General features: G+C 53.0%; 12 protein-coding genes and 1 pseudogene. 4 read left to right on the forward strand and 9 right to left on the reverse strand.

Annotated features, from left to right (window positions below; all coding sequences use genetic code 11):
• The first annotated feature begins 23 nt into the window (after positions 1-23).
• The 4 genes and pseudogenes from JMJ04_RS26795 to JMJ04_RS26810 all read left to right on the forward strand — a co-directional run.
• The gene (locus tag JMJ04_RS26795; RefSeq protein WP_201373482.1) at positions 24-641 is read left to right on the forward strand and encodes a TetR/AcrR family transcriptional regulator; all 618 of its coding nucleotides are present in this window, start codon (positions 24-26) and stop codon (positions 639-641) included.
• A 263-nt stretch (positions 642-904) separates the two neighbouring features.
• Entirely contained in the window at positions 905-1,486 is a 582-nt protein-coding gene (locus tag JMJ04_RS26800) for a TetR/AcrR family transcriptional regulator (protein ID WP_201373483.1), read from the forward strand.
• Positions 1,487-1,554: 68 nt separating this feature from the next.
• The gene (locus tag JMJ04_RS26805) at positions 1,555-2,211 is read left to right on the forward strand and encodes an MBL fold metallo-hydrolase (RefSeq protein ID WP_236038613.1); all 657 of its coding nucleotides are present in this window, start codon (positions 1,555-1,557) and stop codon (positions 2,209-2,211) included.
• Positions 2,210-2,356: pseudogene (locus JMJ04_RS26810) on the forward strand (IS630 family transposase); the annotation flags it as partial. The gene JMJ04_RS26805 and the pseudogene JMJ04_RS26810, both read left to right, overlap by 2 nt.
• A 119-nt stretch (positions 2,357-2,475) precedes the next feature.
• Here the strand turns inward: JMJ04_RS26810 and JMJ04_RS26815 are convergent.
• The 9 genes from JMJ04_RS26815 to JMJ04_RS26860 all read right to left on the reverse strand — a co-directional run bounded on the left by JMJ04_RS26815 (position 2,476) and on the right by JMJ04_RS26860 (position 12,870).
• Positions 2,476-3,009 carry a YceI family protein gene (locus JMJ04_RS26815; protein ID WP_201373486.1) on the reverse strand — a complete coding sequence of 178 codons (534 nt, stop codon included), beginning with the start codon at positions 3,007-3,009 and terminating at the stop codon, positions 2,476-2,478.
• Between the two features lie 9 nt (positions 3,010-3,018).
• Positions 3,019-3,867, reverse strand: coding sequence for a MerR family transcriptional regulator (locus tag JMJ04_RS26820; RefSeq protein WP_201373487.1), 849 nt, complete (start codon positions 3,865-3,867; stop codon positions 3,019-3,021).
• A gap of 137 nt (positions 3,868-4,004) precedes the next feature.
• Positions 4,005-4,433, reverse strand: a complete 429-nt coding sequence (locus JMJ04_RS26825) for a nitroreductase/quinone reductase family protein (protein WP_201373488.1) — start codon at positions 4,431-4,433, stop codon at positions 4,005-4,007.
• Between the two features lie 322 nt (positions 4,434-4,755).
• Positions 4,756-6,093, reverse strand: coding sequence for an Nramp family divalent metal transporter (locus tag JMJ04_RS26830; RefSeq protein WP_201373489.1), 1,338 nt, complete (start codon positions 6,091-6,093; stop codon positions 4,756-4,758).
• A 541-nt stretch (positions 6,094-6,634) separates the two neighbouring features.
• Positions 6,635-7,758 (reverse strand): IS630 family transposase gene (locus JMJ04_RS26835; RefSeq protein ID WP_420799508.1). Its coding sequence is split into 2 segments (ribosomal slippage): positions 6,635-7,344 and positions 7,344-7,758, totalling 1,125 coding nucleotides; the frame shifts between segments, so codons are not numbered across the junction.
• A 306-nt stretch (positions 7,759-8,064) separates the two neighbouring features.
• The gene (locus JMJ04_RS26845; RefSeq protein ID WP_201373490.1) at positions 8,065-8,961 is read right to left on the reverse strand and encodes a carbohydrate ABC transporter permease; all 897 of its coding nucleotides are present in this window, start codon (positions 8,959-8,961) and stop codon (positions 8,065-8,067) included.
• The gene (locus tag JMJ04_RS26850) at positions 8,961-9,911 is read right to left on the reverse strand and encodes a carbohydrate ABC transporter permease (RefSeq protein WP_201373491.1); all 951 of its coding nucleotides are present in this window, start codon (positions 9,909-9,911) and stop codon (positions 8,961-8,963) included. The genes JMJ04_RS26845 and JMJ04_RS26850 overlap by 1 nt, the downstream gene beginning before the upstream one ends.
• A 68-nt stretch (positions 9,912-9,979) precedes the next feature.
• A complete protein-coding gene (locus JMJ04_RS26855; RefSeq protein WP_201373492.1) occupies positions 9,980-11,341 on the reverse strand; it encodes an ABC transporter substrate-binding protein in 1,362 nt (453 codons plus the stop codon).
• A 509-nt stretch (positions 11,342-11,850) separates the two neighbouring features.
• Complete coding sequence (locus JMJ04_RS26860; RefSeq protein WP_236038415.1) at positions 11,851-12,870, reverse strand: LacI family DNA-binding transcriptional regulator; 1,020 nt, start codon at positions 12,868-12,870, stop codon at positions 11,851-11,853.
• Positions 12,871-13,173 lie beyond the last annotated feature (303 nt).

The raw sequence follows: 13,173 nt of genomic DNA on the forward strand, positions 1-13,173 counted from the left end.
GGAGAAAAAAGGGAGTGAATGTCATGGTATCTTCACCACACAACGAATCGCAGCCAATAAGTTTGCGAGAACGCAAGAAACGTCTGGCTCAAGCCACCATTGAGGAGGCAGCGCTCCGACTCTTTCAGCAAAAGGGCTACGAGCGCACCTCCATCCAGGACATTGCTGATGTGGTGATGATGTCACCGCGCACCTTTTTTCGCTATTTTGCCTCCAAAGAGGACGTGCTCTTGGAGCCCATGCATGCGATCCAGAGCGAAGGTCTCCGCTTTCTACAGCACACTGCGCCAACGGAATCACCCCACGCAGCCCTGCAAGCGACCTTTGAGTACCTGGCCCTCCTCCATCAGCAGCAGCGGGTCAGTTTTCTGACCCTCTATCACGTGGTTATGCAGATCCCCTCGCTCGCGTCCATCTATATCTATGCCCTGATGAAAGCAGAGCCAGCCCTCTGTGACGCGCTGTGCTCCCGCCAGGAAGCGGCTACAAACCGCCAGGAGATCCGCTTCCTGGTAGCCATCTACATGGCAGCGCTGCGTGTGGCTCTTGAGGAATGGCTGGAGCAAGAAGCGCAGGGAGATCTTGTTTCCTTGCTTCGTGGGTACCTGGACGTCTTCTCGTCGCTTTCCCACCATGCCTAGTACTCTGTCAACATTGATTGGAAAGGTGGGGAGTGCAGAGGGGCGTCAGCCCCTCTGCGTCTCAATCCCCTCCCGCCGTAGGCGGCTTGAAACCTTTTCAATGAAGATTGACAAACTACTAGACACCGATCAAGTAGTCGAGAGAAAAATTGATGGATAAAGAAAAACAGGGCTGGCTCGCTTCACCATCCGGGGCTTGACATCTGCTAGACCGGTCGGTACAATAGAAGGAGCAGCTAGACCAGTTGGTACAGGAGGATCTCTTGGAGACAGAAGGAACACGGGCACGCATCATTGCTACTACTGTTGAATTGATGGACGCACAGGGCTATCATGCGACAGGCTTGAATCAAATCCTCCATCAGAGCGGTACGCCGAAAGGCTCGCTCTATCATCACTTTCCTGGGGGAAAAGAAGAGTTGGCGGCAGAAGCGGTTTCGGCAGCCGGGCAAGCACTCACTCACGAGCTCGATGCCATCATTGTGGAAGGCACGGATTTGGGCATGGCGCTCTCTCTTCTCACCTCCTTCTTTCGCGAACGCCTCCAGACATCTAATTTTCAAAAAGGCTGTCCACTAGCTACCATCACATTAGAGATGGCGGCCACCAGCGATTCTATGCAGCATGCTTGCCGTGCTGTCTACCATGACTGGCAGGTACGTCTCGAACACTTGCTGATTGCCTCGGGCTGCGAACCAGCGCGGGCTTCTGCGAGAGCGCTCTTTGTGCTCTCTGTAATTGAAGGGGCGCTCTTACTCTGTCAAGCCGAGCGTAGCACACACCCCTTAGAGCAGGCGGTGGAAGAGCTTCGGCTTCTTTTCGAAGGAGATGCAAAAGCACCATGAACCTATCCGACCATTCACTACGACGGAAGGATTCCATCATCGCTTCTACAACAGAGCTGGGGATGAAGATGACCGCTCATCATGTCTGGCAGTTGAGCAATCGTTTTCCAGCCAACCTCTTCAATGTCTATCTCGTTGAGGATGTGCTCATTGACGCAGCCACACGCTGGGATGCTTCCAGTCTACTCAAACAACTGGCAAACATTCCCCTTTCACAGGTGGCACTGACCCATTGCCATCCCGATCATCAGGGAGCCGTCAAGCAGATCTGCGCAACCAGAGACATCCCCCTTGCCTGTCCTGAAGCGGACATCGCGAGCATGGAGGGACGTACCCCTATGCTCCCAAGGACTGCCGCCATAAAAATAATGCAACTGGGGTTCGCCGGGCCAGCGTATTCCGTCCAACGGAGCTTACATGATGGTGACGAAATAGCTGGATTTCGCGTTATCCATACGCCCGGACATACCCCTGGTCATGTGATGTACTTTCGCGAGTCCGACCGGGTAGCGATTGTAGGAGACGTGTTGCGCAATAACCATCCTATCACGGGCAAAATTGGCCTGTATGAGCCACCAGCCGTCTTTACGCTGGATCGTGAAGAGAACCGCCGCTCCATTCGTAAGCTGGCGCAATTACGCCCAGCTCTCGTCTGCTTCGGTCATGGACCTGTGCTCTACGATATGGAGCAGCTTGATCGATTTGTCGCCCGGCTCCCGTCCTAACCTGCTATTCTTGCCATCTCATTCGCCAGAACTGGACCCAGCCGAACGCTTGTGGCCCCTCTCAAATAAACTGCTCGCCAACCGGGGCTTGACTTCGCTTGACGAGCAGGAACAGCTCCAGGCCGAGCGCTGTTGTTGGTTATAAGCTCATCCTGAAGCAATACAGGGTCGAACCTCCTTCCATTGGTGGCCTTCTTTGGATACTACCTAAACGGATTTGATATCAATCGGCATATCGCCGCCAGGTGAGAAGACGGAAGCTGCTTAGTCCTCTGCGACTGCTTCCAAGTTGATCTCGATCCTGACATCTTCGCCAACCATAATCCCGCCAGTCTCCAACGCTAAATTCCAAGTGAGACCAAAATCCTTACGGTTGATGGTCGTGACGGCTGTGAGGCCTGCACGCCGGTCCCCAAAGGGATTGTGTTCTTTGGGAATCTGTCCGCCATACTCGACGTCAAACGTCACTTCTTTCGTCACCCCATGCAGCGTGAGGTCTCCCAGGATAGAGTAACGGCGATCGCCCCTGGACTCAACTTGTTTGCTCTTGAATGTGAGGAGTGGATACTGCTCAGTATCAAAGAAATCAGGTGAACGTAGGTGTGCATCACGCTTCTCGTCACGTGTGTCGATGCTGGCAGTTTCAGCCTCGGCCTCTATCCAGGACTTCTCTGGATGGATTTCATCGATTTCGAGTGTCGCTCGAAATACATTGAAGCTTCCGCTAACTTTGCTGAACATCATGTGCCTGACCGAAAATGTGACTTCTGAGTGAGTAGTATCGAGTGTCCAGACCATATTTGGCATTTATCCTTTCTCAACAGGGATCTGTGCTTCGGTAACATAAAACTGATTCTCGCCTTTGGCAAAATACACCTCACGGCACGGCTGCGAAAGTGAGATGGTATAGCCGTTTTGCTCCATCCATCTTCCAAGATCAAGAAGCGCTGTACACGTCCCATGCGGCTGACATTCATGCATGAGACTTGCGACCAGTGGAAGAGCTGGTAACGTGCGAATAGTTAGATGCGCATCCACCGATACTTGCTCTGGAAGAGGACAGGCGACCTCCACATCAAAGGTGTCGTCCTGATCATCCCGACATGCTCCGGTATCCTGCCACAACACCATATGGGGAAGCGTCGCTGGTTCGGAGAGACCAGAACGCGACAAGGAACGATTCAATTCCTCAAAGAAGAAAGGCAAGTGGGAAGAGGACAGGTTAGCACACGTTGGTAATGAAGCTACTCGCAGTGCTTTGATGCTTTTGAGCGCCACATCGTGTCCAGACTGGGTCTCTCCCTCGCGCTCAATCAGATGCAGGCGCGCCTCAATACGAGCAAGGCGTGTGGATTCTTGCTCGATCAAGGCATGAATTTCAGCCTGTTTGAGCCGGAGCATTCCACGAACCTCCGCGAGTGGAATCTGTACATCAAGTGCCTGCGCAATCTGCTCTAATGTTAACCCCAGATCCTTGTAGGCAAGGATACGATTGAGCCGGAATAACTGTTCGGTCGTGTAGTAGCGATAGCCGTTAAAAGGATCAATAGAGGCTGGTTTCAACAGACCAATCTGATCATAGTAACGCAGGGTTTTCATCGAAACCTGACTGAGCCTGGAAAACTCGCTAATCTTGAACACTGCTTCTCCCTCCATGTCTGTGCCGATCTCTTCGTTACAATCATACACTTTCCCCTTAACTGGAAAGTCAAGAGGGAAATGCTGTTCTCAACACACCTCAGAAGAGATTGCTCAAGAATTTCACCTGGAACGAGCAGGAACAGACTGCATTACTATGAGCTATTGCGGCGAACAAGCTCCACGACAGGGGTCTTCCTGGTCGTCTTCTTCTCGTACTCGGCAGCGCCTGGATGGACTTGCGTCTCCTTGGCATAGAGCTGGTCGCGCTCCCCACCTTCAATAAGCACTGCCGTGGCCTCGAATCGCTCTGTGCCAAGCTCGACGGTCACCTGTGGATGGGCGACCAGGTTGTGGTACCAGTCAGGGTTCGTCGGCGAGCCACCTTTGGCGGCGAAGATAAACAAGCGCTCGCCATCAAGAAGGTACGTAAGTGGGTTGATGCGTTTTTGCCCGCTTTTCGCGCCTGTGGTGGTCAGCAAAAGCAAGGTCACACCCTCAAACGGTCCTCCGACCTTGCCCCCATGCGTGCGAAATTCCTCGATGATCTGCCGATTCCAATCGTTAAAGTTCGGTTCTGCCATATCATTCTCCTCTCATGCATCGAACGATGACAATTGCGGTCGTGCTTTGCCATCGTTCGACGAGATCTTTCAAGCTCTCTCCTCGAACCACGAGGTGATGCTCAAAAACTGGCCGATGACGTTTCTCTCGGTTCCAAAGGAGTATATTGGTTCAAGTGAACTTGAAGTCAAGAGGAAAAAGGCTGAATATGATGACGGCATTCACCATCAAGGCGCGTCTTTATTTCCGTAACCATTTGTTAAAGGGTCAAGCATAAATACTAAACCTGGGTAAGGTTGTGCTGACCTGAGACCAGCACAACCTTACCCAGGTTTATGACTTTTAAAACAGGGTGATGCCAAAGAGGCTCAGCACCTGGACAATGAGATAGGCAATGCTCAGTAGGCTAACGGTAATCGTCAGGCCATAGGCCAGGATATTGAAGAACCAGCCATTAGTGTGCCTCCCCATCAGGCGCTTATCGTTAACCAGGCGCAAGATCGAGAAGAGGATGATCGGCAGCAGCATGCCGTTGAGCAGGTAGAGGTTGAGCAGGATCTGCACCACGGGCAGATTGGGAAGCATCGCGATTACGACGCTGATGAGAATCAAAGCCGTAAAGAGTCCCCAGAACACGGGCGCCTCGCGCCAGCGCTTGCTGACCCCATTTTCCAGGCCCAGCGCCTCCGTAATAGAGTAGCAGGTGGAGAGCGGAATCACGCCTGCCGCGAGGAAGGAGGCGCCCAGCAGACCCAGGGCGAAGATATTGGTCGCGAAGTTGCCCAGAAAGGGTGCCAGCGCGGTGGCGGCCTGGGCGGCATCCATAAGAATGATGCCCTTACCCTTGCTATTGACAAAGAGGGTCGCGGCAGTGGCGATAATGATCACGGAGGCGACGACATTGGAGAAGATGGCAGAACTATAAACATCGACGCGCTCATGGTTATACTCACGCATACTGACTTCGCGCTCCACTACCGCGCTCTGGACGTAGATTTGCATATAGGGGCTGATCGTGGTTCCCACCGCGGTCACCAGCATCAAGAGATAGCTGCTATTCAACTGCACCATGGGAACCAGCGTCCCGTGGAGCACCTGTCCCAAATTGGGATGCGCCATAAACGCGGCCACGAAGTAGGCCAGGAAGACCAGGGTCAGGGCTAGAAAGACTTTCTCTACCCGGGCATATGACCCCTTCACGACCAGCAGCCACAGGAGCAGGCCCGCGCAGGGTGCGCTTATCCAGGCTGGAATATGAAAGAGATTGAGCGCAGCGGCGATGCCAATAAATTCAGAGACGATCACGCCACTATTGGCAAGCAGAAAGGCCAGCATGATCAACGCCGTCAGACGCAGGGGAAAGTTCTCGCGAATGAGGTCCGAGAGGCCCTTGCCGGTGACCGCCCCCATGCGCGTGCACATCTCCTGCACAACAGCCATGCCCAGGGTCAGGACCACCATGACCCAGATCATAGAATAGCCGAATTGAGCACCCATGCTGCTATAAGTATAGATGCCGCCCGCGTCATTGCCCGCGCTCGCGGCGACCAGCCCCGGCCCCAGCATGCCCAGGTAGCGCAACCAGCGGAAAGGCCTGCGCACCCGCCCTCGCCTCAGTGTCTTTCTACCTGCTTTCTTTGGCTGGGGAACCGCCACCACCAAATCTTTCTGGATATCCATTGTCTTCACCTCCTGCGCTACTTGCGTACGCGCCTACGCGTTTGGGCAACATATAAACACCTATGCGTCGGAGCAACGCATAAGGACCTATAGTACATAAGCATAGAGCAACGCGTAGGCGTGTACATAAGTAGCGCTCGCTTACTTGTGGAGAGGTAGAGGTACATTCGTTGAGGACTGTACCACCTCACGCTTCTCGCTTCTTACCGGATTATTGGCCACGGCAAGCGCGATAGTGAGGTGATAGCGGGGAAATATCGGGAGGGTGATAGATCGTGGCTATCAGGTCAGATAGGCGTCTGCCATGGAACAGATGATAACCTCCATAGCTTGCGGAGGTTTACCAGGGTCACCGTCCATACGGACTTTTTTTCTCCTCTTCATACTGGCGCGCCCGAGGCACGCGCTATTTGTTTCCATTGGCAAAGGAATGCCTGCACGCATCCTCTAGACACAAAACGTTCCAAGCTCATCATAGCTATGCTTCCCACAAAAAGTCAAGAGCTTTTGGACGAATAGGCAACAGTAGTGAAGCTAGTAGTCAGTCCAGTTTGTTATTGATAACAGGATAGAGATCATGAAGCTTGTCACGAGCATCGTTGCAGGTAAAGCGCCAGGAAATGGTACAACGCTGAGCATTTCGCTCGGACTCCAAAGTCGCAATGCGTTGACGTAGCTCAGACAGACTTTGCACCCGACGCGAAAGACAGCCACGGGTAAAAATCCCAATCTCAATTTCAGCCATGTTAAGCCAGCTAGCATGTTTGGGCGTGTAATGGAATTCGATCCGTTGCAAGAGGCGTCTGGCCTCAGCGGGCTCAAACGTCTCATAGAGAGCCGCAGCGGTATGTGTGTTGAGATTATCCTGCACCAGACGAATGTACTCAGCGTGCGGATAGGCCTCATCAACGAGCCAGCGGATGCAATGAGCATAATCCCGTCTGGTCCTCTGTTGGGTCATCTCAACGTGACGCCAGCCTGCAAGCGGCTCCACAAAGAAAAACAGGTTGGCTGTGCCCAAGCGTTCGTATTCATAATCGATGCGTTCCACTTGCCCTGGTTTGGCTGGCACAGAAGGTCGCACATCGGCCTCTGGAGCCACCAACTTCTCATCGAAGCAGACAGTGGGAGAGTGTGGATCGTCCTCTTCCTCATAGAGGTCGAGGACATCTTCCATCGTCGCGACAAACTCGGCTCCTACTGTTGGGATGCACCAGTGCTCGTGTTGCCAAGGTTTAAGTTCGTTTTTTTCAGGAGCTGGCGAATGGTTTCTGGCGAGATGGATTCGGCAAATCCCAGCTCGACAACCTTGCCAGCCAACAATCGCAACGTCCAATGGTCATGCCCATCAGGAGTGGGACTGCATGCAATGGCAATCAGATGAGCCGCTTGGCTTCCTGTGAGAGCCTGACGACGGCGCTGCTGCCGCTTGTCCTGCAAGACCGCTTCGAGTCCGCCTTGCAGATACAATTGCCGAACTCGAATGGAGGTATTGCGGCTGATCTGGAAGGTCTCGCAAATCTGCTGATCGGTCCAGCCATCGGCCGCTTTGAGCAAGGCGTGGGCTCGGGTAAACGTTCTGGCATTGGCTTTGCCTGCATGGATGAACGTTTGCAGCGAGGCACGATCTGTCTCAGTCAACGTGACAGGGATGGGATGTTTCATGGCAAGCTCCTGGGTTTTTCATGAGTATCTCACCCTTGTCAATTGCTAAATGGATTTACTTCTAGTAAAAAGGCGATACAGGAAGAAATTCTCCTGTACCGCCTTTTTACTAGCCTCGCTTAGTGCTGAATTCACCAAATTCGTGAGCGAAAGAGCCTGTAGGGTCCATGCTGGCATGGACTGCGAGCGAAGCGACGTTGCGGGCACGAGAGTCCATGCCAGCATGGACCCTACACATCACCGATAAGCTTCTCAACGAAGAAGAGGCCGCTTGCGAACAGGCGGCCTCTAGTGGGGAAGGATATGTTAACCCTTCAAGCCAGTGGTACCGGCAATGCCCTGTACAATCTGTTTCTGAAAACAGAGGAAAACGATCAAGACCGGGATACCGCCCAGAAGAGCAGTAGCCATAATCTGCGCGTAGCGAATACCAAATGAGGTCTGAACGGTCGCCAACCCTACCGGTAGAGTCATCATATTGTTGTTGGAGATAATGATGAACGGCCAGAGGAAGTTGTTCCACGAGATCACAAAGGTAAAGATGGCAACTGCGGCGAGGGCGGGCCTGGCAAGCGGCATCCATATGCGCCAGTAGATGCTCAGGCGGCTGGCGCCATCGAGAAGAGCCGCCTCCTCGAACTCAGCAGGAATGCCATCGAAGTATTGTTTAAGGATGAAGACCGCCACGGGCGAAGCGATCTGGGGCAGGATAATTCCCCAATAGGTATCGACCAGTCCGAATGACTGCATTTCGGTAAATAGCGGCACAATCAAGATCTGACCCGGGACCATAATACCCGCCAGGATCACCCAGAACACGATGCGATTCCCACGGAAGGGGATGCGCGAGAAGGCAAAGGCCGCCAGGCTCGCCAGGAAGATCGTCAGCAGACTGATCAAGCCAGAGGTCAAGGTGCTATTGAAATACCAGCGCCACATCTGGCTGTTTGCCAGCGTACTGGTAAAGGCATCCAGTGTGAAATGTGAAGAGAGCCAGGTAATTGGAATCGTTGTCGTTTCGGTCTCTGGTTTCAGGGAGGTATCAATGGCCCAGAGAAGAGGTAGAATCCAGAGAAGCGCTAAGAGAACGAGGAGTCCAAAAGATGCCCAGTAGGCAAGCTTATTAGCGCGGCGATAATCATAGGGCTGCCTCGTCGTGCTATTTTCCTTGCTAACCGCTGGTTGTACACTCTGTATGGCCATCAGGCATCCCTCCTTTGACGGTTGAGCAGAGCAAACTGCCCCAACGAGACCAGTAATACCAGAATAAAGAAGACATAGGACATCGCGGAGGCGAGGCCCATGCGAAACGAGGTGAAGCCGTTTTCATAAATGTATTGAATGATCGAGCGGGTGGCAAAGTTGGGACCACCGCCCGTCAGCAGATAGGTCTGCGTAAAGAGCTGTAACGAGGCGATCACCTGCAAGATAATGATCAAGACGGTCGACCTATTGAGGAGCGGAATAGTGATCCAGCGAATACGTGACCAGGAGCCTGCTCCGTCGATATTAGCGGCTTCCAGGAGCTCCTGGGGAATCTGTTGCATGCCTGCGAGATAGAGCACAAAGTTAAAGCCGACGGTCCACCAGGTGGTGAGAATGACGACAGCGATCATCGCCACGTGGGTATCTGTCAGCCATGGGACCTCTTTTAGTCCAAGGGAGGTCAGGGTTCCATTGATCAGGCCGAAGCCGGGTTGGTAGAGCCAGCCCCAGATCAGTGTGACCACCGAAACCGGCAGAATGAAGGGCGCGAAGAAGATGGTACGGAACAACGATTGGGCCGGAATAGCGCGATTCACCAGTAACGCCAGGAGCAAGGCGATAATCACCAGGATCGGTGTGCTGATGACGGTAAAAACAATGGTTGTCCACAGCGAGGACCAGAAGGCCGGATCACCTATGAGTTCCTGGTAGTTTGCCAGGCCCAGAAAATTGGAGACCCCCTTGCCGCCGATGGTCCAGTTAAAGAAGCTCATCCGAAAGCCGAGAATGACCGGCCAGACTAAGAAAACGACATAGATGAGTAGAAATGGAAGCACAAAGCCAAAGCCCACCAGGTCGATACGGCGGCGCTGAGCCTTTTTGCTCTCAATCTGCTGCTGGCTCGGCGTTCCTACGCTCACGTCTCTTTGTATTGATACGTCCGACATCGTTTCTCCTCTCATTGACTACAGTGTCAGCGGGATTCCTGCCGCATGAGATAGCTATGCACGCACGATTAAAATGGCGGCGTAATTTTCAGTAGCTTATTGATTGCGCCCGTAAACTGGTCCAGAGCTTGTTGTGGTGTGAATTGTCCAGCCAGAAGAGATTGGAAGGCCGACCCGGCCTGAGTCTCCAATTCAGAGGCGGAGCCGCTGAACCAGGCAATGGGATCAACGACCGCGTGAGCGGCTGCGTCGGCATAGTTCGACTGTGGTTGGAGCTGTTTATACTCTGTGCTATCGGTGATGGGCAGATAGGCGGGGATATGGCCTCCCTGAGCCCAAGTCAGGCTGTCTTTCAGCATAAAGGCGATAAACTCTAGCGCAGCCTTGCGCTGCGCTGGATCAACCTGTATCTGGTGTGGAAGGATGAACGCATGTGAGTCAGCCTGGGCGCGATTCAGATCAAAGACTTTAGGGAGAGGTACCATGTTAAACTTCAGATCTTTCTGGGGTAAGAACGTGGAGACCTCCCACTCGCCATTCCAGTGAAAGGCGGCCTTCCCGCTACCAAAGGCCGCAACCGCGCCAGCATAATCTAGCGTGGAGGATGCCACCTTCTCTTTTTGCGTGAGATCGGACATGAATTGGAGCGCCTGGATGGCCTTAGCATTGTCTATCGTTAATTGACGTCCATCCGCTGATAGTACCTCGCCTCCGAGCTGTGAATAGAGCGAATAGAAGACACGCCAGGGAGTAACATCCTGCGTATCAACCGCCAGGCCTAAATAATTGGTGATTTGCCTGGTACGCTTAAAGGCATCCATGACGGCCTCCGCCCCCTCCAACGGTTTGAGCGTACCATCAGCATTCAGCAAGCCAGCTTTTGCACAAATATCCACGTTGTAATACATCACAAAGGGATGGGTATCCAGTGGAATCGCGTACAGCTTGCCGTTATACTGCGCCCGCTTCCAGATATCGGGGAGGAAACGATCTTCGGTAATGCCTACCTTCGCTAACTCGTCCAGATCAAAAGGATCGAGCAGATTATTTGCGGCATAGAGTGGTACCCGCGTCATATGCGAGACACCCACATCGGGAGGACGCCCCCCCGCCGCGGCCATCGCCAGTTTGGTATAGTATGGCGCCCCCCATGAGAGTGTGACCGCCTCCAACTGGACATCTGGACGAGACTTGCGGAAGTTATCTTCCATCTGCTCCATACGCACACCATCACCACCGCCGAACAGGTTCCAAAAGGTGAGACTGGCGCCTGCGCTGCCTGGAGTCGCGCAGGCATTAAGCGCCGCAAGCGCGGTACTCCCTCCGATACCTAACGCGACCGCGCGCTCCAAAAAGTGGCGACGAGTCATGCCTTGCGCGGGTGTAGGCATTGTCGCACTCGGCAACCGCCCATCCTGCTCTGAGAACATAACTATTTCCCTCCTGAGGTCTTGCACAACGACGTACATGTGATCCTACATCAGACGATGATAAAACGATACTGATGGAATATAAAAAAAGCCCTGGCTTCCATATGCCGTGCAAAATGCTTACACGGCGCTAGAGCACCAGGAGGATAGGCGTTAACGTTAGTCGAGCAATATATATAACCCATGCAAGAGAGCTAGAATGTGTGTGCGCGCCAGGCTGGCGATGGGGAAAGGCAGGTGCATATCCATAGAAAGGATGGCGAGGAAAGGATGATTTCACAGCAGTGTGTCCTTTCTAGTTTTACCTTCTGCGCTATCTGGCTATATATCAAGCTAATGAATGAAAACTAGGAAGAGATGCATCAGGATCAACACCTTCGTTAATTTATTTGCAACGTTGCAAACATAACATATAAAATTTATGCTTGTCAATAGTTTGCGCGCACATTTGCAGTGATGAGGGAAAATGATGGATGGCAAGCCAAAATTTGGAGGAAGTACCTAAAGGTTTAGCCTTTCATGGTACTCTCGCGGATGACCAGGTGGCAAGGCACTTCAACGCGCTCAGGTGGCCCATTGCGTGTGCCATGGATACGACCAAGTAGGAAGGCAACCGCCAGGTCACCAATCCTTTCTTTATCAGGCGCGATAGTCGTGAGCGCAGGGACGGCATAGCGACTATCTTCGATATCATCAAAGCCGACAACGGCGATATCTTCAGGCACGCGATAGCCTGCCTCATAGACCACGCGCAAAACGCCTAATGCCAGGTGATCATTAAAGCAGAAAATTGCGTCGGGGGGATCATCCAGCGACAGCAAATAACGCATGGCGCGCGCGCCAGTGCTGCGGCTATACACAGGCAGGCCACGAATAATCAGGTGAGGATCGATGGGCAAGCCTGCCTGTGTGAGTGCTTCAGTATAGCCACGCAGGCGTAGGCGAGAGGTTTCGGTCTCGTGTGCGTTTGTCTCCTGCATCCCAAGAGCCGCAATGCGTCGCCTACCTGTGGCAATGAGATGCTGGGTTGCCGTACGAGCAGCAGAGACATTATCGTAGGTAACGTGATCATAAGGCACATCATAGATGCGATCACCCAGCAGCACCACGGGGATCGAGCCTACGCGTGGCTGGAGATCTTCTGGCTCCAGGGCCAGGGGACTCAGGATAACCCCATCAATCAAATGAGGAGTTAAGCCCTTGAGCACGGCTCGCTCGTTGTCGCGTTTCCCCTGTGTATGATCGATAAGCACAGTATAAGAGCGTGTCGCGGCTGCGCTGATAATCGCATTGGCGATCTCGGAGAAATAGACATTGCTGATGTCAGGAATAGCAAAGGCCAGAAGCTGTGAATGGCCTTTACGTAAGTAGCGGGCAGAGAGGTTTGGCTGATATTGCAGCTCTTCGATGGCTGCCTTGACGCGCTCACGCACTTCAGCAGTGACGTAGGGGTAATCATTGACGACATTTGAGACGGTGCGGATTGAAACCCCAGCTTTGAGGGCAACATCCTTTAATGTGGCAGCCAAAGAGCATCCCATTCTTTAATTTCAGCGAATTTCTTCTCCGAAAACCCTGAGCGCGCGGCCGCTGTGCCCCCGAATGGGGGTGCCACCGCTTGCCCCGAATGGGGGAGCGTTAGTCACGAGAGTGACGTTGGGTTTCGTAATAAGATTGAAGAACCCTGCCGCAAATAGTAGCACCTTAACTGTGCAATTGTCAACAGAAACACGTCTTGCGATGGCGCAGCTATTGACAAAAGGTAAAGGGATAGAGTACGTTATTTGCAACGTTGCAAAGACGATTGCAAAGCAGCCGTGACCGTATAGTGC

The sequence above is a fragment of the Ktedonobacter robiniae genome, assembly GCF_016587375.1.
Taxonomy (GTDB): domain Bacteria; phylum Chloroflexota; class Ktedonobacteria; order Ktedonobacterales; family Ktedonobacteraceae; genus Ktedonobacter; species Ktedonobacter robiniae.

Bases quoted from the DNA above. Each gene is read 5' to 3' on its own strand.
- JMJ04_RS26795 (WP_201373482.1), top strand. From the start codon at position 24: ATGGTATCTTCACCACACAACGAATCGCAGCCAATAAGTTTGCGAGAA.
- JMJ04_RS26805 (WP_236038613.1), top strand. From the start codon at position 1,555: ATGACCGCTCATCATGTCTGGCAGTTGAGCAATCGTTTTCCAGCCAAC.
- JMJ04_RS26815 (WP_201373486.1), bottom strand. From the start codon at position 3,009: ATGGTCTGGACACTCGATACTACTCACTCAGAAGTCACATTTTCGGTC.
- JMJ04_RS26820 (WP_201373487.1), bottom strand. From the start codon at position 3,867: ATGGAGGGAGAAGCAGTGTTCAAGATTAGCGAGTTTTCCAGGCTCAGT.
- JMJ04_RS26825 (WP_201373488.1), bottom strand. From the start codon at position 4,433: ATGGCAGAACCGAACTTTAACGATTGGAATCGGCAGATCATCGAGGAA.
- JMJ04_RS26830 (WP_201373489.1), bottom strand. From the start codon at position 6,093: ATGGATATCCAGAAAGATTTGGTGGTGGCGGTTCCCCAGCCAAAGAAA.
- JMJ04_RS26845 (WP_201373490.1), bottom strand. From the start codon at position 8,961: ATGGCCATACAGAGTGTACAACCAGCGGTTAGCAAGGAAAATAGCACG.
- JMJ04_RS26850 (WP_201373491.1), bottom strand. From the start codon at position 9,911: ATGTCGGACGTATCAATACAAAGAGACGTGAGCGTAGGAACGCCGAGC.
- JMJ04_RS26855 (WP_201373492.1), bottom strand. From the start codon at position 11,341: ATGTTCTCAGAGCAGGATGGGCGGTTGCCGAGTGCGACAATGCCTACA.